We start from the raw sequence: 21,836 nt of genomic DNA on the forward strand, positions 1-21,836 counted from the left end.
TGTTCTTTTTTCTTACTCCCCAAAAAGGGGAAAATTAAAGGGCCTTCTGGCGCCTTACGCTCCTACTTCTTCCTTAACCCAGTCGTAACCTTTTTCTTCCAGCTCGTAAGCAAGTTCTTTTCCTCCAGATTTTACGATCTTTCCGTCAAGCATCACGTGTACATAGTCTGGGATGATATAATCGAGCAATCTCTGGTAGTGAGTGATCACAAGTGTAGCATTATCTGGTCTTCTCAGCTTGTTAACACCGTTAGCCACGATACGCAGGGCATCAATATCCAATCCTGAATCTGTCTCATCGAGAATAGCCAGTTTTGGTTCCAGCATAGCCATCTGGAAAATTTCATTTCGCTTCTTTTCTCCTCCCGAAAAGCCTTCGTTAAGGGAACGGGAAAGGAATTTACGGTCTATTTCAAGTAGTTCAGACTTATCACGGATCATCTTCAGCATTTCATTAGCCGGCATGTCTTTAAGGCCTTTCGCCTGCCTGTTCGCATTGATCACTGTTCGCATGAAGTTGGTCACGGTAACCCCGGGAATTTCCACCGGATACTGGAAAGATAGAAATACGCCTTTATGCGCCCTTTCTTCAGCATCAAACTCTGTAAGCTCTTCTCCTTCAAAATTGATCTCTCCGCGGGTTACTTCATACTCTTCTTTTCCGGCAATTACCGAAGAAAGTGTACTTTTTCCTGAACCGTTGGGCCCCATAATAGCATGGATCTCTCCTGCATTTATAGTGAGGTCTATGCCTTTTAATATTTTAAGGCCTTCTACTTTGGCGTGTAAATTCTTTATTTTAAGCATAATTTCAATATTTCCTGAATCCTCAGGGTTTTTCGATGTCTTTTTTAATTCTTGGCGCAGCTGAAGTATCGGTCTCTTTAGTCGAGATTTCTAGGATCTCTTTTATCTCTACCAGTTCTTCCCAACCTTCCTGTCGCGGATTTTTAATGATGCGGGCTTTAACTGTAACCGGCACCATGTCAAAATCATCTTGTTTGAAGTTCGCAACACTGTCGGCCAGTTCGCGACTCAATGAATCTATTTGTACTCCATAAATGAAATCTTTACCCTTAAGCACTGCAGCATCTGCAAGAAAGATAAATTCTCCTTTTATGGTTGGTATGCTGTCTTTTGCTACTACAACCTGTGGCTCAACCTCTGTGGGTTCAGAATCTTCCCCGCAGCTATTGAGCATGAACAGCCCTGCCAGTAATGCAAAATATATTTTTTTCATAATTGTTATCCTACAGATCCTTCCAGGGAGATCTCCAGTAATTTTTGAGCTTCAACCGCAAATTCCATTGGAAGTTTGTTTAGTACTTCTTTGCTAAACCCGTTTACAATAAGGGCTATCGCTTTTTCGGTATCAATTCCTCTCTGGTTACAGTAGAAAATCTGGTCTTCCCCTATTTTGCTTGTTGTAGCCTCGTGTTCAACTTTTGCTGTCTTGTTCTTCGCTTCAATATATGGGAAGGTGTGGGCTCCACATTTATTCCCCATTAGCAAAGAGTCACACTGAGAGAAATTTCGGGCATTTTCAGCCTTACTGTTTATTTGCACGAGTCCGCGGTAGCTGTTCTGGCTTCTTCCGGCCGAGATCCCTTTAGAAATAATTGTACTCCTGGTATTCTTTCCAATATGGATCATTTTAGTTCCTGTATCGGCCTGCTGAAAATCATTGGTAACCGCGATAGAGTAGAATTCTCCTACCGAATTATCTCCCTTCAATATACAACTTGGATATTTCCAGGTCACAGCCGAACCGGTTTCTACCTGCGTCCAGCTTATCTTGGCGTTCTTTTCACAAATTCCGCGTTTGGTCACGAAGTTATAAACTCCACCTTTTCCTTCTTTATCCCCTGGATACCAGTTCTGTACGGTTGAGTACTTGATTTCGGCATCATCTAAAGCGATAAGCTCCACAACTGCAGCGTGCAATTGATTCTCATCCCTTGATGGCGCAGTACAACCTTCCAGATAACTCACATAACTACCTTCATCGGCAACCACAAGAGTTCTTTCAAACTGCCCTGTTCCGGCCTGGTTTATTCTGAAATAGGTAGACAACTCCATAGGGCAACGCACTCCTTTTGGAATATAACAGAAAGAACCATCACTAAATACTGCGGAATTCAATGCAGCATAGAAATTGTCTTTTTGAGGCACTACAGTACCAAGGTATTTTTTTACTAATTCGGGATGCTCCTGAATGGCTTCACTTATAGAACAAAATATGATCCCTTTTTCTGCCAGGGTTTTTTTGAAGGTCGTGGTTACAGAAACAGAATCCATTACCACATCTACTGCTACCCCTGCAAGTTTTTTCTGCTCATCAAGAGAGATTCCCAGTCTTTTAAAGGTATCCAGCAATTCGGGGTCAACTTCATCAAGACTGTCATATTTTGGCTTTTTTGAAGGCGCAGAATAATAAGAAATGTCCTGAAAGTTGGGTTTTTTATAATGCACATTTGCCCATTCTGGCTCGATCATTTCCTGCCAGGCCCTAAAAGCTTCAAGGCGCCAGTTGGTCATCCATTCCGGCTCATTTTTCTTGAGGGAGATTGCCCGCACAATGTCTTCATTGAGTCCCACAGGAAAAGTTTCAGATTCAATGTCGGTGTAGAATCCGTACTTATACTCTTTATTGTCGAGCTCCTTTTTTAAATCATCTTCTGTATATGCCATCTTTCTGAGTTCCTGGTTTAAGGTTTAAAGTTCAAGGTTCTACCCTTTGAACTTTGTTCCTTTTAATTCGCTTTTTTGCAGATAGTTAATAAAAGAGCTTATCTGCTTGCTCAATAAAATCAATTTAGTGTAGAGGAGGTCGAATTCCTCTTTGGGAAGGTAATTTCTGTCAAGTGCACGATGTAATTGAGATCGTGTTTCTCCACAAGAAGCTTTCGCTATGGCCAGAAATTGAATAAATTCCCTATTACCATTCCTTTCAAATCCTTCAGCAATATTATCCATAACAGATCCTGAAGAGCCGTTCATTTGGTCGTAAAGTTTATAATCAGATTTCAGGTCGGAATTTTGTCTGATCTTAAAGATATCATTGCATATACCACGTGCACTTTTCCAAATCTCCAGATCTTCAAAATTACTTACTGTGCCCATCAACCTTAAACTTTAAACCTTGAACTATGAACCTACAGCGAGAATGATTCTCCACATCCGCAAGTACGCTGGGCATTGGGATTGTTGAATACAAATCCTTTACCGTTGAGGCCGCCCGAATATTCAAGGATGGTTCCCGCCAGGTATAAGACGCTCTTTTTATCGACAACAATTTTAATATCGTTGTCTTCAAAAAGCTTGTCGCCTTCTGCCTTTGAATGATCAAATTTAAGGTCATAGGACAGGCCCGAACATCCACCGCTCTTCACGCCCACCCGAACAAAATCCTGCATGGCATCAAAACCATCTTCCTGCATAAGGGAGGTTATTCTCTTTTTGGCGTTTTCACTTACCTTTATCATCGCTATAAAGATTAATTCTAAATTAAATGCAAATATAATACAAACAATAGGTTTTACCATGGTAAAAGCTATCAGAAAAAAGAATTCGGGCATTGGCATCGGCTATTTACCAGACTTCACTAATTTCTTCGGATTATTTGTGTAACTTTTTCATTTTCAGAATTAAAGAAAAATATTTTTAATTCTTCTCCTTCCAAAAATGGCTTTTTGAAGACATCTTTCTTTAAATGAACATTTAAGCCTTAATTTTGCCAAAACTCATGTAACAGGATTATGTTTGAAAACAGTAACGAAAGCAGAACAAGCCTTTCAGAATATGGTGAATTTGGACTTATTGATCACCTAACCCGTAACTTCGGGATCACCCCCGAAAATACTATTAAAGGCATTGGGGATGATGCGGCAGTGCTAGATTTTAAAGATGAGAAAGTAGTGGTTACTACCGATTTTCTGGTGGAAGGTGTGCATTTTGACCTTGCTTACATGCCGCTGAAGCATTTGGGTTACAAGGCGGTAATGGTCAATTTGTCTGACTTGTATGCGATGAATGCAAAAGCCCGTCAAATAACCATTTCTATTGCTGTTTCTAATCGTTTTCCTGTAGAAGCTCTTGAAGAACTTTATTCGGGCATTGAGCTCGCTGCAAAACTATATAAAGTAGACGTGGTAGGAGGCGATACTACTTCTTCAAATTCGGGGATGGTGATTAGCGTTACTGCACTGGGTGCCGCAAAGGAAGAAGAGGTGGTGTACAGGAGTGGAGCCAAAGAGAATGACCTTTTGGTGGTTACAGGAGATCTTGGTGCCGCATATATGGGCTTGCAGGTGCTCGAAAGGGAAAAGCAGGTCTTTAAGGTGAACCCTAATTCACAGCCCGATCTTGATCCTTATACTTACCTTATTGAACGCCAGCTTAAACCTGAAGCCCGACAGGACATCCCGCCTTTGTTCAAAGCGCTTGACCTTCAGCCGACTTCAATGATAGATATTAGCGATGGTCTTTCTTCTGAAACCATTCATTTGTGTAAAAACTCCGGAACAGGAGTTAATTTATTTGAAGAGAAAATTCCGTTAGATCCGGCGGTGATTTCTGTGTGTGAAGAATTTCAGCTAGACAGTACCACCATTGCTTTAAGTGGTGGCGAAGATTATGAGCTGCTGTTTACTATAGATCAAAAAGACTACGACAAGATCAAGGGGAATCCTAATTTTACAGTGATTGGGCATATGACCCAACAAAGTGAAGGAATGCATCTGGTCACCCGTGCCAACCAGAAGATCGAGTTGATTGCCCGGGGCTGGAATGCCATGGATAAGAAGGACTAAGAAGCCCTGGAAAGGTCTTTTTCAGTAAAAATTTTTCTCGAACACCTACGCTTGTGGATCTTTGCGATGTAAGCATTGGTTTCCCGGAATTTAGGAGTGAGTTTAGCGATAAAGCCGTGGGCGGTATCGGTCATTTCCTGTCCGCAACGGGTGCATTTGTACTCTTTGATATGGTCGGTTATTCTTTGTGAAACCGTGAAGTTATGGCTAAAGACAGCACATATTCAGGCGTTGGGAGAAAACAAACGAGGGATTTTATTTTCCATTTATAGGGTTTATCAGGGTAATTTCAAAGTAGGAATGTAATAAAACTTTCCTAAAAATCAGTTAAATACCTCATTTTTTCGATGAAATGCACAATTTCCTGAATTGCTCTTTATTCTCGATGTAAGAAAGATGGCCTCCCGAAAACAGGAAAAATTTGCAGCCACAGTCTTCCGCAAGATTTCTTAATTCAGAAATGTCAACCAGGGGGTCTTCGCTGCCGGCTACTATTATTTTTTGTCCGCTGTAATTTTTAAGAACTTCAATTTTTTCTGAACGTATTTTCATGCCTTTTAGAGCTGCAGTGATTCCTTCTGTTGGAAAACTCATAGCTTTATCTTTGAGTTCGTCAATTTCTTCGGAAAATGATGCAGTGTTGAGAGGGGATAACAGGTTGTTGATAGCCATGCTGATGTACGCATGTTTATTTCGCTGTACCAGTTCAACAGAGCGATCCCTGATCTCTTTTTTCTCTTCGCTGTCGGACTGCGGGGTAGAATTGAGCAGCATAAGATCCTGAACCATTTCAGGATGTTGCTCCAGGAACGCCAAAGCCACATAGCCGCCCATAGAATGACCTATAAAATTGCCCTTTTTGACACCTGTGGCTTGCAGTACGGCATAAACGGCCTGAGCCATTAATTCCATGCTGTGGACTTCAGAAATTACACCCGATTTCCCATGTCCCGGGAGATCAATCGTAATGATCTTTCCATACCGTGAAAAATCCGGCAGGAATTCCTCCCAAATATTTGAAGATTCCAAAAAGCCGTGAAGCAGGACCGTGGTTTCTCCTTCCCCAACTACCGAGTAATGGATTTCTGCTCCCTGAAAGTTAATTTGCATACTTCAATTTTAAATAACCTATTGGTTAGTGGCAAATTGTTGATAGTCAATTTGGTGATAAAAAAGAGCCGCGAATGCATAAAATATTTAGGCAGTCGCGGCATAACTCATAATTCTAAACTCATAACTTATTTAGCTGTTCATGATCTCTTCAATCTCATCGGCTTCTATCGGGATGTTGCCCATAAGGTTGAAAGGTTCTCCTTTTTCCTGGATCACCACATCGTCTTCAAGACGTATTCCGAAGCCTTCATCTGGGATATAAATTCCGGGTTCTACGGTAAAGACCATGTTTGCTTGCATGGGCTCATAAAGTAATCCGTAGTCATGCGTGTCAAGACCGATATTATGAGAAGTACCGTGCATGAAATATTTCTTGTATGCCGGCCATTCAGGATCTTCATTTTGAACATCGGCTTTATCAAGTAACCCTAGGCCAAGTAATTCAGATGTCATGAGCTTACCAACTTCTTTGTGGTATTCGGCCCAATCGGCGCCGGGAACAAGCATTTTTGTGGCGTCGTTCTTAACGCGGTTTACGGCGTTGTAAACTTCTTTTTGGCGTTTTGTATACCTTCCAGAAACAGGAATGGTCCTGGTAAGGTCGCTTGCATAATTCGCGTATTCGGCACCTGTGTCCAGAAGAATCAGTTCCCCTTCCTTACACTGCTGGTTGTTCTCGATGTAGTGGAGCACATTGGCGTTATTTCCGCTGGCAATAATTGGGGTGTAGGCGAAACCTTTAGAGCGGTTGCGAATCATCTCGTGCCAGTATTCGGCTTCAATCTCATATTCCCAAACCCCCGGTTTTACGAAATTAAGCACCCTGCGGAAGGCTTTTTCAGTAATATCACAGGCCGTTTGCATCAGTTCAAGCTCAATAGGATCTTTAACCGAACGCAGCCGTTGCAGGATAGGGTTACTTTTTGCCACCTGGTGAGCAGGAAATTGCTGCTTGCACCACTTTATAAACCTGGCTTCGCGGGTTTCTGTCTCCACATTAGCCCGGTAATGTTCGTTGGTATTGAAATACACAGTGTCACATTGGGTCATTACTTCAAAGAATACTTTTTCAAAATCTTTGAGCCAAAAGACATTTTTGATACCTGATACTTCAAAAGCCTTTTCTTTGGTAAGTTTCTCGCCTTCCCACACTGCAATGTGATCATTGGTTTCGGTGAGGAAGAGCATTTCCCGGTGCTTTTCTGAAGGCGCATCGGGAAAAATCACAAGTATGCTTTTGTCCTGGTCTACCCCGCTAAGGTAGAAAAGGTCTCTGGCCTGCTGAAAGGGCATGGTGCTGTCTGCCCCAATTGGGTAAATGTCGTTGGAGTTGAAAACAGCAAGGCTTTTAGGTTGCATCTTTTCAGCAAAATTCTTCCTGTTTTTTATGAATAGTTTGCGGTCTATTTGGTGATATTTCATGGGTATTATTTAGTGTGTGCAACAAATTTAAAAAATTTAAACCGAGCAGCGGTGGAAAACACGGCCGACTCGTTGATTTGATCAATTCATTTTAGGGCAAAATTGCTTATAGTTTTAAAAAAACGTTTGAGCTCCTGTCGCTGTAGTAGGGTTTTAGGTATTCATTCCTTTAAATAACAGCCTTTTGCAGCTTCTTTATATTTGTTCTAAATAAAGCGTAATTGGAGGTGAATGTTTGCTAATGAAGTGAAAGAGCGTATTTTTGCTTTTACTTTATTAAAAATAATCACAAATTTTATGGCAAAATCTGCGCTATTAAAGTCATCGCTTGCTAAAAAGTACTGGATGGCTTTCACAGGCCTGTTTCTATGTTTATTCCTGGTAGGCCACCTTGCGGGAAACCTGCAGCTGTTGGCTACGGGAGAGGGTGCGAGAGATCAATTCAATGAATACGCGCTTTTCATGACCACCAATCCTATCGTTAGGGTGCTGTCTATAGTAACTTTTGCGAGTATACTTTTTCACGTCATTGATGGGATCGTTCTTACAGTGAATAACCGCAAAGCACGCCCTCAGGGTTACGCGAGCTTTAAACCGGCTACAAACTCAAAATGGTCTTCAAGAAACATGGGAGTTCTTGGAACAGTGATCCTTGCGTTCATCGTGATCCACTTAATCAACTTTTGGGGAGAAATGAAATTTGGAGGTTTGGATGACACTGTTTATCAAACTGCCAATGGGGAGACTGTGAAAGACCTTTACACGCTTACGATCATGACCTTTCAGGATGCTGAAATGGGTCTTATCTGGGCTATTATTTACCTTATTTCCATGATTGCTATCGGTTTCCACCTGTATCACGGGTTTGGCAGCGGATTCCAGTCTTTGGGAGTAAATCACCCCAAGTACAATAATTTTGTACGGAAGACCGGAGTGGCCTTTTCTGTTATAGTGCCACTGTTGTTCGCTATCATTCCGTTTTACATCTATTTTGTACTCGAAAAAATATAAGCTATGGGAGTATTAGATTCTAAAGTACCACAGGGGCCGTTGGCCGATAAGTGGGTCAATCATAAAAATAAGATCAATCTTGTCAATCCCGCCAACAAACGGAATATTGACATCATTGTAGTTGGTACAGGTCTTGCCGGGGGTAGCGCAGCCGCTACTTTAGCAGAGCTGGGATATAACGTAAAGACATTCTGCTATCAGGATTCTCCACGCCGTGCGCACTCTATTGCCGCACAGGGAGGAATTAACGCAGCAAAGAACTATCAGGGAGACGGGGATTCAGATTACCGTCTTTTCTACGATACTGTTAAAGGAGGAGATTACCGTGCCCGGGAATCGAACGTTTATCGTTTGGCTGAAGTTTCCGGTAACATTATCGACCAGTGTGTAGCTCAAGGGGTTCCCTTTGCACGTGAATACGGTGGATTGCTCGATAACCGCTCTTTTGGGGGGGTACTGGTTTCCCGTACTTTTTACGCAAAAGGTCAAACCGGGCAGCAGTTACTTTTAGGGTGTTATTCGGCCATGAACCGCCAAATTAACCGCGGAAAAATTCAATCTTACACCCGTCATGAAATGCTTGATGTGGTGCTTGTAGGTGGAAAAGCCCGTGGTATCATTGCCCGTGACCTGGTGACCGGCGAAATTGAAAGACACAGTGCACATGCTGTGGTAATTGCTTCAGGAGGATACGGTAACGTGTTTTACCTTTCTACCAATGCGATGGGAAGTAACGTTACTGCCGCCTGGAAAGTGCACAAAAAAGGAGCTTTCTTTGCCAACCCTTGTTTCACGCAAATCCACCCAACCTGTATTCCGGTTTCCGGAGATCATCAGTCTAAATTAACCCTGATGTCTGAATCCCTTCGGAATGATGGTAGGATATGGGTTCCGAAAAAACTGGAAGATGCAAAGGCCATTAGGGAAGGAAGGCTGAAGCCCACCCAACTGGCCGAAGAAGACAGAGATTACTACCTGGAAAGACGTTATCCTGCGTTTGGTAACCTGGTACCTCGAGATGTGGCTTCAAGAGCTGCAAAAGAGCGTTGTGATGCCGGTTTCGGAGTAAATAAAACAGGAGAAGCTGTTTATCTTGACTTTAGCGCTGCTTTTATGCGCTACGGAAGAGAGGCGGTTTCTACACAAAAAATAGAGAATGCTTCCGAAGAGCAGATTCGGGAGCTTGGAAAAGCTGTGGTTGAAGCTAAATACGGAAACCTTTTCCAAATGTACGAGAAGATCGTAGATGAGAATCCGTACGAAACCCCAATGAAGATCTATCCTGCCGTTCACTATACAATGGGAGGTCTTTGGGTAGATTATAACTTACAAACTACAGTTCCCGGACTTTATGCTGCAGGGGAAGCAAACTTCTCCGATCACGGTGCTAACCGACTTGGAGCTTCGGCTTTGATGCAGGGGCTTGCAGATGGATATTTTGTACTTCCATACACCATGGGAGATTATCTCGCCAACGACATTAGAACCGGAAGAATTCCAACCGATTCTCCCGAGTTTGATGAAGCCGAGAGAAAGATCCGTGAGCAACTTGAGCGTTTTGTGAATACCAAAGGAACAAAGTCGGTTGACTATTTCCACAAGCGTCTTGGAAAGATCATGTGGGATAAAGTTGGTATGTCTAGAAATGCTACCGGATTGAAAGAAGCTATTTCAGAAATTAAAGCTTTGAGAGAAGAATTCTGGAAAGATGTACGTGTTCCGGGAATCGTTGACGGCATGAACCCCGAGCTTGAAAAAGCCGGAAGGGTAGCCGATTTCCTTGAACTGGGAGAACTTTTCGCCAAAGATGCACTTCACAGGGAAGAGTCTTGTGGAGGCCACTTTAGGGAAGAATTCCAGACCGAAGAGGGGGAAGCCCTTCGTGACGATGAGAACTTTATGTATGTAGCCGCCTGGGAATACACGGGAGAGCCTGCAGATGCAGTTTTACATAAAGAAGACCTGGTCTACGAAAATATTGAAGTTAAAACGAGAAGCTATAAATAATTTGAAAATTTGAAAATGAGGGAATTTGAAAATTAACTCATCATCAAATCTTCAAATCTTCAAATTAAAAATATGAATCTTACACTAAAAATATGGCGTCAAAAAGATGCCACTTCAAAAGGGGCAATCCAAACCTACCAATTGGGAGGGGTTGAACCCGATATGTCTTTTCTGGAGATGCTCGATGTTCTAAATCAGGAGTTGATTGACAAAGGAGAAGAGCCGGTGGTCTTTGATCACGATTGCCGTGAAGGGATCTGCGGAACCTGTAGCTTGCAAATCAATGGAGAGCCTCATGGGCCAGACAGGGGTGTTACTACCTGCCAGTTGCACATGAGAATGTTCAAAGATGGAGATACCATCACTATTGAACCTTTCCGTGCAAAGGCCTTTCCTGTGATCAAAGATTTGGTTGTAGACCGCACTTCTTTTGAAAGAATTCAGCAGGCAGGAGGATATATTTCAGTAAATACCTCCGGAAATACGCAGGATGCGAACTCTATTCCAATTGCAAAAGATAAAGCAGATGCAGCATTTTATGCGGCTACCTGTATTGGATGCGGGGCCTGTGTGGCAGCATGTAAAAATGCCAGCGCCATGTTATTCACTTCGGCCAAGGTAAGCCAGATGGCTTTATTGCCTCAGGGAGAAGTAGAGGCCGATCGTCGTGTGCTCGCTATGGTGGAGCAAATGGACAAAGAAGGATTTGGTAACTGTACCAACACCGGGGCTTGTGAAATAGAATGCCCTAAAGGAATATCTCTTGAGAACATTGCCCGTATGAACAGGGAGTACTTAAGAGCCAGCGTAAAATAGCGTTTTTGACAACTTATATTTCTGAAGATCCCGGACTTTGCAGTTCGGGATTTTTTTTGGAACTTATTGAAAAAACTAATGGCAGGAGTCAGCAATATATCTTCCAAACTTCCGAAGCATAAAACCAGTATTTTTTCTGTGATGTCAAAAATGGCATTTGAACATGATGCTGTCAACCTCTCGCAGGGTTACCCCAATTTTGAAACCGACAGGCAGCTCAAAGAGCTTGTTTATAATGCCATGCTCGATGGGTATAACCAATATGCGCCGCTTGCAGGAATTACGCCACTCCGGGAGCAGATTGCCGATAAGATCGAGAGCCTGCACGGTAAAAAGTATGATAAAAATACAGAGATTACGGTAACCGATGGGGCTACCCAGGCTTTATTCCTGGCTATTACAGCCTTTGTGAACCCCGGCGATGAAGTTATAGTGCTTAAACCGGCTTATGATTCTTACGAACCCGCTATTAAGCTGAATGGAGGTATTCCGGTACTGGTACAGCTCGAAGGAAAAGGGTATAAGCTCAATGTTGATGAGATCAAACAGAAGATCACTCCAAAGACCCGGATGCTCATTATCAACACGCCTCACAATCCCAGCGGAAATGTCTTCAGCAAAGAAGAAATGCAACAGTTGGAAGCTCTTTTAGAGGGTACAGATATTATTATTCTGAGTGATGAGGTCTATGAGCATATCATTTTTGATGAAGCTAAACATTACAGCGCCTCGGCTTTTCCTAACCTCTCAAAAAGGGCAATTGTGTGTGCCTCTTTTGGAAAGACTTTTCACAACACCGGCTGGAAGATGGGTTATTGTGTAGCGCCCGAAGAACTTATGGCCGAAATATGGAAGGTGATGGAAGTTAACGTCTTCTGCGTACATCATCCTACCCAGAGAGCGTTCGCCGAATACCTCAAAACACCCCAGCATTACCTCGGGCTCAGAGATTTTTATCAGGAGAAAAGGGATAAATTTCTGCACCTCATTAAAGACACTGCTTTTAAAGCTGTTCCTTCAAAAGGAACTTACTTTCAGCTTCTGGATTATTCAGAAATAACAAATGAGCCCGACGTGGATTTCTCCCGCAGGCTCATTAAGGAATTTGGTGTTGCAAGTATCCCGGTTTCAGTTTTTAACAAAGGGAAAGAAGATCACCGGCAGTTGAGATTCTGCTTTGCCAAGACCGATGACACCCTGGTAAAGGCAGCAGAAATCCTCAAAAAGGTCAAATAGGGTCTATTCTTCCTGGTGTTTTCTAAGGCTGTCATTGATATAAGACCGCACAATTTCTGTAGTTACCCCAAAAACCACATGGGCAATTAGCTCATGTGCCTGTGTCTTAAAAGGTACTTTTTCGGGACTCTCGTCAAGGCCCATAAGCGGTAAGCTTGTTTCGTGGGTTGACGCCCATGTGGTAGCACCTAAAATTGCACCGTCAAGCATGTTCATCTGGTCTTTGTCCCTTTTTCCGTAGCCATAAATGGCACCTACAGTGGCTCCCAGGGGCAGGTTGACCAGTTGTTCCACAATACCTTCATTTTCGAGCTTTATAGGAGAGCCTATCAGTTTTGTCGAGAACTTATCCATCACCTTGATCTGGGCCGAACGTTGATCGATCTTTCGTACCTCCAGGAAGCGTTCTACGCCTGCTTTTACAGCAGTTCCTACAAGTCCGGCCACGAAACCGGCAAGGATTCCGCGTGAGGTGTTCGATGGAAATGAATCTTTTTCAAAAAATGATTGTAAACTCATAGCTTTAATTTTTTCTTTTTAAAACTATTCAACTTCACCCGTCAATGCAACCATTTAACATGCATTTAGCAGGGGAAAAAGCATTTTTTATACCTTTACATATGGCAGAAATTTTAAACACCGCACTCCTTCAGGCGAACCTGGAATGGGAGAAAATCGAAGACAATAAAGCCCTTTTTGAGAGGAAAATAAAAGAACTTCCGCAGGAAACCGATCTTATTATCCTGCCCGAAATGTTCTCTACCGGCTTCTCTATGAATGCCGAAAACCTTGCTGAACCCGACAAGGGGCCCACCTTTAAATGGATGCAAAAAATGGCTTCAGAAAAAGATGCAGCTGTTACCGGTAGCCTTATCATTTCTGACGGAGGCAATTTCTACAACCGCCTGTATTTTGTTTATCCTGATGGTGCTTCTCAAAAATATGATAAGCGGCATACCTTCACCCTGGCCAAAGAGGACGAAACTTATGCGTTTGGGCGTGAAAGGCTTATTGTTGAGTACAAGGGTTGGAAGATTTGTCCGCTGGTGTGCTATGATCTTCGCTTTCCTGTGTGGGCTCGCAATACCGAAGATTATGACTTACTTATTTACGTTGCTAACTGGCCTGCAGCCCGGGTTGTAGCCTGGGATGCTCTTTTAAAAGCCCGGGCCATTGAAAATATGAGCTACTGCATTGGTCTTAACCGCGTAGGCCGGGATGGGAGCGACCTCAATTACGTGGGGCACTCGGCTGTTTACGATTGCCTCGGAAAACAGATCTCTTCAAACCTGCAGGAAACTGAATTCACCGAGCTCGTAAAGCTCAATAAGCAGGATTTAATAGAGACCCGTTCCCAGCTGAAGTTCTTACAGGATCGCGACCGGTTTACTATTACAGATCTGGAGGAGGAATAATTGCTACAGGACTGGCATCAAAGGTATAGTTGTCATCCCAGTTTGCCCTTACGTTTATAGGCTCGGGGTAATACACTACAGTTTCGGGCTGCTTCCTTTTTAAGAAACTTCCTGTATCCCAAATATTATTTTCATTGCGGTCGTAGATGAGCCTTAACAGGTAATTCCCGGGTTTAAGGTTGTTGAAGTTGATTACATTAGTGCCGGTAGAATACTTTTCGGCAATGACTTCTCCTTTTTCTGTCGTGACCTGCACGATAACCGGAAAAGCTTCAACTCCTGTGAGGTTGACAATAAGATTTCCGCGATCGGCCAGGGCAGGAGTTCCCGTCTGGGCCGTAATGGTGTCGTTCTGCCTTCCGAAGAAATCTGTGAAAGCACCGGGCAGCGCTGTGAGTTGGTATTTTTGTTTTTCAGCTTTTTCAAAAGAAAGTCTGTAGACATTATTCCACTTGTCGTAGGTGCCGGTAAAGGGAACGGGAATAGTATCGCTCCTGGTAAGGTTTATAAGGGAGTCCTTTACCTCTTCGAGGGGCACCGTGGGAATTATTTTTAGATCTTCCTGAAAACCGAGCGTCGACTGGGGTTCTACACTAAAAAGTAGGGTATCCCTTTTTGCATTTCTCAGGCGGGCAATAATTGTATCGCTCACCCGTGGGGTCTCTACAAGGAATTTAAGCGTGTCGCGTTCTGCAAAAGGTTTGTACCAATAATGCAGCGTGTCAGTCACAGGATCTTTTGTGATCCTGTCTTCAAAATCGGCAGGTACATCAAATGGTGTAATTGAGATACTGTCGGCCACTACTAATCCTGTATATCCAAAAATGAGGTGCTGTTGTGCCTTTACCTGGGGTCTTTCAAATTTTCCTTCGAGTATTTCGGAAAACAGCGTGAGGTCGAATTCCTCATCTGTGGGAATCGTGATGTATTCATCTGCAAATGCAACCTTGTCTGTACGCGGTTCAAAAGTGTAATTGTTGTTCACATCACGCATGGCCACCAGTTGATAAGTGCCCTGCTTAAGATTGTTTAGTTGAAAAGTGGTGGCACTGTCAAGGGTATTGGTAACATATCGTGGCACCCGGGTGTAGATCACAGAATCTGAATAAGTCGAATCTACTTCATAAAGCATCACCGAGATAAATGGATCGGGCGCCCGAAGAATTGCATCCTTCACGCTGCCTCGAAGGGAAAGGGAATCAATATAAGGGCCCGTAGAAAAGGCGTAGGTGAAAAAACTGAGGGGGTTAGACTCATTGTTGTCTGTAATGCTTCTTCCGAAGTTAATAGTATAGGTAGTGCGTGGTTCTAAAGTGTCATTAATTTTTATGCGGATAGATTTGCTGGCCGTTCCCAAAGGAGTGATCTCGGGCCGCGGATCCATTGGCGGCGAAATAATTATTTGTTGCTGTGGGTTTGACAGCTTGATGTATTCGTTGAAATATATCCTGATTTCATCAGAATTAAAACTGGTGGTAAAATTCTCCGGCTTTGCCCTCACATATCTGGGAGGCTCCATATCACGCGGGCCGCCATCGGGCGTACCTCTTTTAGCACAGGCCGCAAAGGCGATAATAATAGTAAGGATGAGCAGGAAGTTTACACCGGCACGTTTCATAAAACGAAATTTGTTACAAAGAAACAATTTATTCTTTTAATCCTGAAGCCGCTAATGTGTAACGGCCATAGTGGCTATGCTAATTCTCAAGTTGGGAACCTGGAGCAGTTTATGAGCACAGGCCTCAAGAGTGGCACCGGTGGTGACAAGGTCATCTACCAGCAGCACGTGAGCATTTTGTAGTGAAGATGGGTTTTGCACAACCAAGGTTTCATCTATTGTGCCCCAGCGGGCAATCCTCTTTTTTATGGTTTGTGTTTCTGTAGAGGTGATCTTTAGTAACAGGTCATCACGATAAGGAATATCAAGTGCTTTGGCGATTTCCCGGCCAAATCCCTCTACCTGATTAAATCCTCTTATTTTAAGTTTTTTGCGGTGGAGTGGTACAGGAATGACCATGCTGGTTTGCTGCCATTGCGGTAATTCTTTGAGCTCATTCCCCAGCCAGGCACCCAAATAGGGGCCTATTTCTTCATGGCCGCGATATTTCAGGTTGTGAATAAGCTTTTGCACCACTCCTTTCTTTTCAAATAACAGGAGGGAAGTGGCATTTTCAACAGGAATCCTTCCGTAGAAAATCTTTTCAACCACATTGTCTTTTTCCAGGTGATGATTGGTCACCGGTAAGCCGTGAAGGCAGGACGTACAGAGGATATACTCATTAGCCCGCAGGCCAGATTCACATCCATAACAGAGTTTGGGATAAAGAAGGTTAAGGAAATCGTGAAACATTTGTTAACAAATTGGTCTTGGCCTGATTAAAACTCCTAAATTTACAAAACTAAACCGTTAAAAATCATTTGTTATGTCAGACCAGAAGAGTAATAATGCCTTAAAGATCCTTACCGGGGTTTTGGCAGTCGCTTTGGTTGCACTGGGTATTTATACCATTAAATTTTATAATGACGAAAAGGAGAACCAGGAATTACTACAGCAGGAAAAAGCTGTGATAGAAGGAGAGCTTAACGATTTAATTGTGAAATACGATGAGGCGATCGCTGAAAATGAAGGTCTTGATTCTGAGTTAAATGCAGCGAGAAACAGGATATTAGCCCTGCGCGATTCTGTACAGGTTATGGAAGCCAACCTGGCTCTTATCTCACGCTACCGTCGTGAAGTGAGCAATCTTAAAGCCGAAAAGGAACAATTGTTTAGAGTGGTAGACAGTTTGAGTAATCAAAACCAAAGGCTTATTACTGAAATTGACAGTACCAACAATATGCTGCTGGAGAGAACAAGAATTTCTGATTCGCTTCAGGTTCAAACTCAGACTATGGCCTCAAAGATCGATAAGGCTGCTCAACTGAAGTTAAGTAATCTAAGAGGGGAAGGTGTTATTGAAAGAAACAGCGGCAGGCTGGTAGAAAATGACCGCACCCGAAGAGTAGATAAAATTAGAACCTGTTTCACCATTACGCCAAACACGCTGGCTGCGGCAGGAGATAAGAATATTTATGTGCAGGTATACAATCCCAACAATGAACTGGTAGGAGATCAAATTGCCGTGCAGCATGACGGCGGGGTGATGGTCTATAGTGCTGCCACTAAAGTCTACTATGAAAATGAAGAACTTGATGTGTGTCTTTTAGCCAATACAAGTTCAGATCGCCTTATTGAAGGTGCTTATAAAGTGCTGGTTTATGAAGGCGCTAATTTGATAGGCGCTACAGGATTTAGTCTCAGGTAAAACAAAAAATTAATTAATCCTACCGCCCTGGCCTGAATCGGGGCGGTTTTTTTATTTTTGCTTTATGGCAAAACAAGAAGACCTTTTTAAAAATGTAATATCCCATGCCAAAGAGTATGGGTATATTTTTGCATCATCCGAGATTTACGACGGCCTTAGCGCAGTCTATGACTACGGTCAAAACGGAGCAGAACTAAAAAAGAATATCAGGGAATACTGGTGGAAAAGCATGGTGCAGCTGCACCAGGAAATAGTAGGCATAGATGCCGCGATTCTCATGCATCCTACTACCTGGAAGGCATCAGGCCACGTTGATGCTTTTAATGATCCTCTTATTGACAATAAAGATTCTAAGAAGCGATACCGGGCCGATGTTCTGGTTGAAGATCATGCTGAAAAAATTCTTCAGAAGGCACAAAAGGAGATCGAAAAAGCGCGCAAACGCTTTGGGGAAGCTTTTGATGAAGAGCAATTTGTCAATACAAACGACCGGGTACAGCGGTATTTGAACGAAAGAAAGGAAATCCTGGAACGCCTTGGCCGCTCCCTTACCAATGAAGATCTAAAGGATGTAAAAGCTTTAATTGAAGAGCTGGACATTGCCGATCCTGAAACCGGATCCAGGAACTGGACCGATGTTAGGCAATTCAACCTTATGTTTGGTACCAAACTGGGAGCTTCTTCTGAAACGGCATCAAACCTCTACCTGAGACCTGAAACCGCGCAGGGAATTTTCGTGAACTTTTCTAATGTTCAGAAAACCGGAAGGATGAAAGTTCCTTTTGGAATAGCACAAACAGGAAAAGCCTTTAGAAATGAGATCGTGGCGAGACAGTTCATTTTTAGAATGAGGGAGTTCGAACAAATGGAGATGCAGTATTTTGTAAGGCCGGGAGAAGAACTCAAGTGGTATGAGCACTGGAAAGAAGTGCGTCAAAAATGGCATTTTTCACTAGGCCTTGGGGAAGAGAACTATCGTTTCCACGATCATGAAAAACTGGCTCATTATGCCAACGCCGCAACAGATATTGAGTTTAATTTCCCGTTTGGTTTCAAGGAACTTGAAGGTATACATTCCCGTACAGATTTTGACCTGAAAGCGCATGAAGAATTCTCTGGGCGCAAGCTTCGGTTTTACGATCCAGAACTTAAGGAAAATTATGTGCCTTATGTAATAGAAACTTCAATAGGGCTGGACAGGATGTTCCTGGCTGTACTTTCAGCCTCCCTAAAAGAAGAAGAACTTAAAGATGGCAGTTCGCGTACTGTTCTTAAACTACCAGCAATACTTGCGCCTGTCAAGGCAGCTGTGTTGCCACTGGTGAAAAAAGACGGTTTGCCCGAGCTGGCACAGGAGATCATTGAAGACCTGAAGTGGGATTTCAATGTGCAATATGACGAAAAAGATGCTATTGGGCGTAGGTACAGGAGGCAGGATGCTTCGGGTACGCCGCTGTGTATTACCGTAGATCACGATTCTCTTGAAGATCGCACGGTGACAGTGAGGTACAGAGATAGCATGGAGCAAAAAAGGATCCCTATTGCTGAGATCTCCAAATTGATCTCAGAAGAGACCGACTTTAAACACTGGATGAAAAAGTAGCTTTTTTCCTATCTAAATATGAGTTAAAAAAAAGAGCAATTCTCTCCGAATTGTTCTTTTTTTTGTTTCTGCTCATCCTAAATCATTACATTTATTGGTCAAAGCTTGCTTTATGGTGAAGAACTATTTTCTTTTTTTTCTGGTCCTGTTCCTGAGTTTAGATGTTTCTGCCCAGGAGAAAGAGCTATTGGGGCCCGTTTCACAGGGAGTGGCAAAACCATCTGTTTCTGCACCTCTCTCTGCCAAAGAATTGATCCCGGCCATAAGTGAAAGAAAAGAAGTAAATCCCAAGAACCGCACCGCCAACAGGGTAGTGCCGGGAAAAGGATATCCTAAAGGTGCAGACGCAGCTTTGCAGGAAAAGAAGGGAACTATTCCCGTGAAACAGGCCATTCTCTCTTTTGATGCCGCCAACCTTTTTCATACGCCTACAGATCCTACCGGAGCTGCCGGGCCAAATCACTACGTTAACGCTTATAATTCGGGTTTTTCAGTTTTTGACAAGCAGGGAAATGTGCTTCTGCCGCCTACCGATATAGCTTCCCTGGGAGGGGAATTTTCAGGAGAAAGGCTGGGAGATCCCATTGTGCTTTATGATCAATTTGCCGATAGGTTCATCATCACACAATTTGCCGGTTGCCCTTATAATCCTACCCAGGGTTGCCCGAATAAAGTTGATCCAACCAATGCACTGCTCGTAGCTATTTCGAGAGGTCCCGATCCCGTTAATGACGGATGGTACACTTACAGGTTTGCTACAGGTACTTTTCCCGATTATCCAAAATTCTTTGTTTGGAGTGATGGTTATTATGTCACTACAAATCAGGATTTGGATGACCCGGAAATCAGTGAAGTAGTATTTGTGTTGGAAAGGGAGAAAATGATAAGAGGAGAGGTAGCCAGGCATGTGGGCTTTCCACTTCCGGGGGTGAGGAACAACGGCTTTTACAGTCCGGCAGCTTTTAATGCAACCGGTAGTGAACCGCCGCCACCGGGAAATATGCCGGTAATTTATTTTCAGGATGATTCCTGGATGGGGATTAACGTAGATCATCTTAAAATATGGCTTGTCAATGTAGACTGGAATAACATAGGAAATTCAACCATAAGGGAAGCACAGGAAATAACACCTTCGGAAGGGCTCACTCCTTTTAAAAGCACTTTTGACGGGGGAGGCTTTTCCAATTTATCTCAACCTTTTAGTAAACCCGAACTTGATGCCTTGCAGGGCGCCCTGATGTATCCAACTTCATACAGAAGGTTTGCCACTCATAATTCTGTAGTCTTCAATTTTGTGGTAGATGTAGATCCCGGCATTGCAGAACACGCAGGGATAAGGTGGTACGAACTTAGGCAGGATGGAGAAAACCAGGCGTGGCAGATACATCAGGAGGGAACTTATGCGCCCGATGATAGCGACCGCTGGTGTGGAAGCATGAACATCGATAAACATGGAAATATTGGAATGGGATTTACTTTGGTGAACGACAGTCCCGAATCGCCCATACTACCCACTTTAAAATTTACAGGAAGATATTTTAACGATCCGCTCAACAAAATGACGCTACAGGAGGTGACCCTTGTGGAAAGTACTTCAGCTAGTGAAAGTAACCGGTATGGAGACTATGCCCATACCAGTATTGACCCTGTTGATAATGAAACATTTTGGTACAATGCAGAATATTTTCAGCCAGGCTCGCGTCTAAACAGGGTGGGTGTCTTTAAACTGGCACCTCAATTTGCAAAAGATGTGGGGATAACTGCAATCACGTCTCCTGTCTCTTCAAGCCTTTCCGCTAGCGAAGACCTCACTGTTACCATAAGGAATTTTGGTACTGAAGCTCAATCAAATTTTCCTGTGATTTTCCAGGTGAACGATGACGAGGTAGTGACAGAAACCTTCAGCGGTACCATTCCTTCAACAGAGCAGGTGGAATTCACTTTTTCAGAAAAAATAGACTTTTCCATTTCCGGAGAAACATATGAGCTTTTTGTAAGTACAGCTCTGGAAGGGGATATGAACCCCGAAAATGATTCTTTAAAAGTTGAAATTACTAACCTGCCGCCCAATGATATTGGGATCACACAAATTGTACATCCCGAAACCGGCTCAAACCTTGCCACTGAAAATATTACTGTAGTAATTGAGAATTTTGGAGGAGAAGCGCAAACCGGTTTTGAAGTTGGTTATACGGTAAACGGCGGAACTCCAGTGACCGAAACTATAAACGAAACTTTGGAAGTAGATTCTCAAATCACGTATTCTTTCAATAATCCGTACGATTTTTCAGCAAACGGGAGGTACACTATAGTAGCGTCTACTTTTCTCGAAAACGACAGTGATACTGCCAATGATGCGACTGTGGAGACCATTGCTCAACTCGATTGTATTCCCCAGGGTTCTTCCTGCGCTTTTGGAGATGGTATTAACAGCTTCTATTTGGAAGAGATCGTCAATGAAAATATCTATTGTGACGACGGTTACAACAACTTTTTGGGTATTTCTACCAGACTGGACATCACCCGGGAGGTGCACCAGGTAGGAGTGGTGTCTAATAGCAGTAATGAATTCTCTATGTGGATAGATTTTAATGACAACGCCGTTTTTGAGCCTGAAGAGCAACTGGTGAGATCTGGTGACATAATTTCCTCTTCGGCTCCTACAGTATTTGAATTCTCACTTCCCGAAAATGCCACTTTGGGAGAGCATATTCTAAGGGCAAGAGCAGGAGACGTTAGCCCCGGTTACGATGGAAATCTTAATGACTCCTGTAATGTGATGCAATATGGTACTACCGAAGATTATACTGTGGTGCTGGTAGACGGGATCAAAGAATCTGAAATACAGCAGGGCGAATTTGTGATCACTTCTTCCGAAGAAGATATGTTCAGCCTCAATTTTACCACGCCATACCAACGCCCGCTGTGGGTAACCGTGCACGATATGTTGGGGCAAAAACTGGTGGAGGCCATGGTGAAAAAAGGGGCCACAGCCTATTCTTATTCTCTTGATATGTCTTACGCTGCATCGGGAGTTTATCTTGTGCGTATGGGAACGCGAGACGAGGGTAAAGTGAAACGTATTATTGTACAGTAG

At 43.2% G+C, this 21,836-nt stretch carries 19 protein-coding genes; 9 read left to right on the plus strand and 10 right to left on the minus strand.

The annotated features are described in order from the left end of the window. Nucleotides 1-54: 54 nt before the first annotated feature. Genes sufC through ACQ93I_RS02105 form a run of 5 tightly spaced genes read right to left on the minus strand, consistent with a single transcriptional unit; the run spans nt 55 to nt 3,485 of the window. The gene (gene sufC, locus ACQ93I_RS02085) at nt 55-807 is read right to left on the minus strand and encodes a Fe-S cluster assembly ATPase SufC (RefSeq protein WP_431696936.1); all 753 of its coding nucleotides are present in this window, start codon (nt 805-807) and stop codon (nt 55-57) included. Between the two features lie 22 nt (nt 808-829). Continuing rightward, nucleotides 830-1,240, minus strand: a complete 411-nt coding sequence (locus tag ACQ93I_RS02090; RefSeq protein WP_431696937.1) for a hypothetical protein — start codon at nt 1,238-1,240, stop codon at nt 830-832. A gap of 5 nt (nt 1,241-1,245) precedes the next feature. After that, nucleotides 1,246-2,691, minus strand: a complete 1,446-nt coding sequence (gene sufB, locus ACQ93I_RS02095; protein ID WP_266070044.1) for a Fe-S cluster assembly protein SufB — start codon at nt 2,689-2,691, stop codon at nt 1,246-1,248. 39 nt (nt 2,692-2,730) lie between these two features. Continuing rightward, nucleotides 2,731-3,123, minus strand: coding sequence for a four helix bundle protein (locus ACQ93I_RS02100; RefSeq protein WP_431696938.1), 393 nt, complete (start codon nt 3,121-3,123; stop codon nt 2,731-2,733). 32 nt (nt 3,124-3,155) lie between these two features. Then, on the minus strand, nt 3,156-3,485 hold the full coding sequence (locus tag ACQ93I_RS02105; protein ID WP_431696939.1) for a HesB/IscA family protein: 330 nt from the start codon (nt 3,483-3,485) through the stop codon (nt 3,156-3,158). Nucleotides 3,486-3,758: 273 nt separating this feature from the next. On the opposite strand from ACQ93I_RS02105, the gene thiL reads away from it, so the two are divergent. Next, nucleotides 3,759-4,811: a thiamine-phosphate kinase gene (gene thiL, locus ACQ93I_RS02110; protein WP_431696940.1), complete on the plus strand. Its 1,053-nt coding sequence runs from the start codon at nt 3,759-3,761 to the stop codon at nt 4,809-4,811. Nucleotides 4,812-5,147: 336 nt separating this feature from the next. Here thiL and ACQ93I_RS02115 read toward each other — a convergent pair whose 3' ends face one another. Continuing rightward, on the minus strand, nt 5,148-5,921 hold the full coding sequence (locus ACQ93I_RS02115; RefSeq protein ID WP_431696941.1) for an alpha/beta fold hydrolase: 774 nt from the start codon (nt 5,919-5,921) through the stop codon (nt 5,148-5,150). Nucleotides 5,922-6,053: 132 nt separating this feature from the next. Further along, on the minus strand, nt 6,054-7,346 hold the full coding sequence (locus tag ACQ93I_RS02120; protein ID WP_431696942.1) for an aminopeptidase P N-terminal domain-containing protein: 1,293 nt from the start codon (nt 7,344-7,346) through the stop codon (nt 6,054-6,056). Nucleotides 7,347-7,643: 297 nt separating this feature from the next. On the opposite strand from ACQ93I_RS02120, the gene ACQ93I_RS02125 reads away from it, so the two are divergent. From ACQ93I_RS02125 to ACQ93I_RS02140, 4 genes are all read left to right on the plus strand, one after another. Continuing rightward, nucleotides 7,644-8,357, plus strand: coding sequence for a succinate dehydrogenase cytochrome b subunit (locus ACQ93I_RS02125; protein WP_423820082.1), 714 nt, complete (start codon nt 7,644-7,646; stop codon nt 8,355-8,357). Nucleotides 8,358-8,360: 3 nt separating this feature from the next. Next, entirely contained in the window at nt 8,361-10,364 is a 2,004-nt protein-coding gene (locus ACQ93I_RS02130; protein ID WP_431696943.1) for a fumarate reductase/succinate dehydrogenase flavoprotein subunit, read from the plus strand. A gap of 72 nt (nt 10,365-10,436) precedes the next feature. Further along, nucleotides 10,437-11,180 carry a succinate dehydrogenase/fumarate reductase iron-sulfur subunit gene (locus ACQ93I_RS02135; RefSeq protein ID WP_431696944.1) on the plus strand — a complete coding sequence of 248 codons (744 nt, stop codon included), beginning with the start codon at nt 10,437-10,439 and terminating at the stop codon, nt 11,178-11,180. A gap of 78 nt (nt 11,181-11,258) precedes the next feature. Then, nucleotides 11,259-12,416, plus strand: coding sequence for a methionine aminotransferase (locus ACQ93I_RS02140; protein ID WP_431696945.1), 1,158 nt, complete (start codon nt 11,259-11,261; stop codon nt 12,414-12,416). Between the two features lie 3 nt (nt 12,417-12,419). Here ACQ93I_RS02140 and ACQ93I_RS02145 read toward each other — a convergent pair whose 3' ends face one another. Beyond that, the gene (locus ACQ93I_RS02145) at nt 12,420-12,935 is read right to left on the minus strand and encodes a DUF1440 domain-containing protein (protein WP_266070034.1); all 516 of its coding nucleotides are present in this window, start codon (nt 12,933-12,935) and stop codon (nt 12,420-12,422) included. 101 nt (nt 12,936-13,036) lie between these two features. On the opposite strand from ACQ93I_RS02145, the gene ACQ93I_RS02150 reads away from it, so the two are divergent. Next, complete coding sequence (locus ACQ93I_RS02150) at nt 13,037-13,831, plus strand: amidohydrolase (RefSeq protein WP_431696946.1); 795 nt, start codon at nt 13,037-13,039, stop codon at nt 13,829-13,831. Here ACQ93I_RS02150 and ACQ93I_RS02155 read toward each other — a convergent pair. Next, the gene (locus tag ACQ93I_RS02155; RefSeq protein ID WP_431696947.1) at nt 13,809-15,449 is read right to left on the minus strand and encodes an Ig-like domain-containing protein; all 1,641 of its coding nucleotides are present in this window, start codon (nt 15,447-15,449) and stop codon (nt 13,809-13,811) included. The two genes, ACQ93I_RS02150 and ACQ93I_RS02155, sit on opposite strands and share 23 nt — an antisense overlap. Before the next feature lie 51 nt (nt 15,450-15,500). Further along, a complete protein-coding gene (locus ACQ93I_RS02160; protein WP_431696948.1) occupies nt 15,501-16,181 on the minus strand; it encodes a ComF family protein in 681 nt (226 codons plus the stop codon). Nucleotides 16,182-16,254: 73 nt separating this feature from the next. On the opposite strand from ACQ93I_RS02160, the gene ACQ93I_RS02165 reads away from it, so the two are divergent. The 3 genes from ACQ93I_RS02165 to ACQ93I_RS02175 all read left to right on the plus strand — a co-directional run bounded on the left by ACQ93I_RS02165 (nt 16,255) and on the right by ACQ93I_RS02175 (nt 21,836). Beyond that, nucleotides 16,255-17,136 carry a hypothetical protein gene (locus ACQ93I_RS02165; protein ID WP_431696949.1) on the plus strand — a complete coding sequence of 294 codons (882 nt, stop codon included), beginning with the start codon at nt 16,255-16,257 and terminating at the stop codon, nt 17,134-17,136. 64 nt (nt 17,137-17,200) lie between these two features. Then, nucleotides 17,201-18,739 carry a glycine--tRNA ligase gene (locus ACQ93I_RS02170; protein WP_431696950.1) on the plus strand — a complete coding sequence of 513 codons (1,539 nt, stop codon included), beginning with the start codon at nt 17,201-17,203 and terminating at the stop codon, nt 18,737-18,739. 112 nt (nt 18,740-18,851) lie between these two features. Continuing rightward, the gene (locus ACQ93I_RS02175; RefSeq protein WP_431696951.1) at nt 18,852-21,836 is read left to right on the plus strand and encodes a GEVED domain-containing protein; all 2,985 of its coding nucleotides are present in this window, start codon (nt 18,852-18,854) and stop codon (nt 21,834-21,836) included.

Source organism: Salinimicrobium sp. WS361, assembly GCF_050750585.1.
Lineage (GTDB): Bacteria > Bacteroidota > Bacteroidia > Flavobacteriales > Flavobacteriaceae > Salinimicrobium.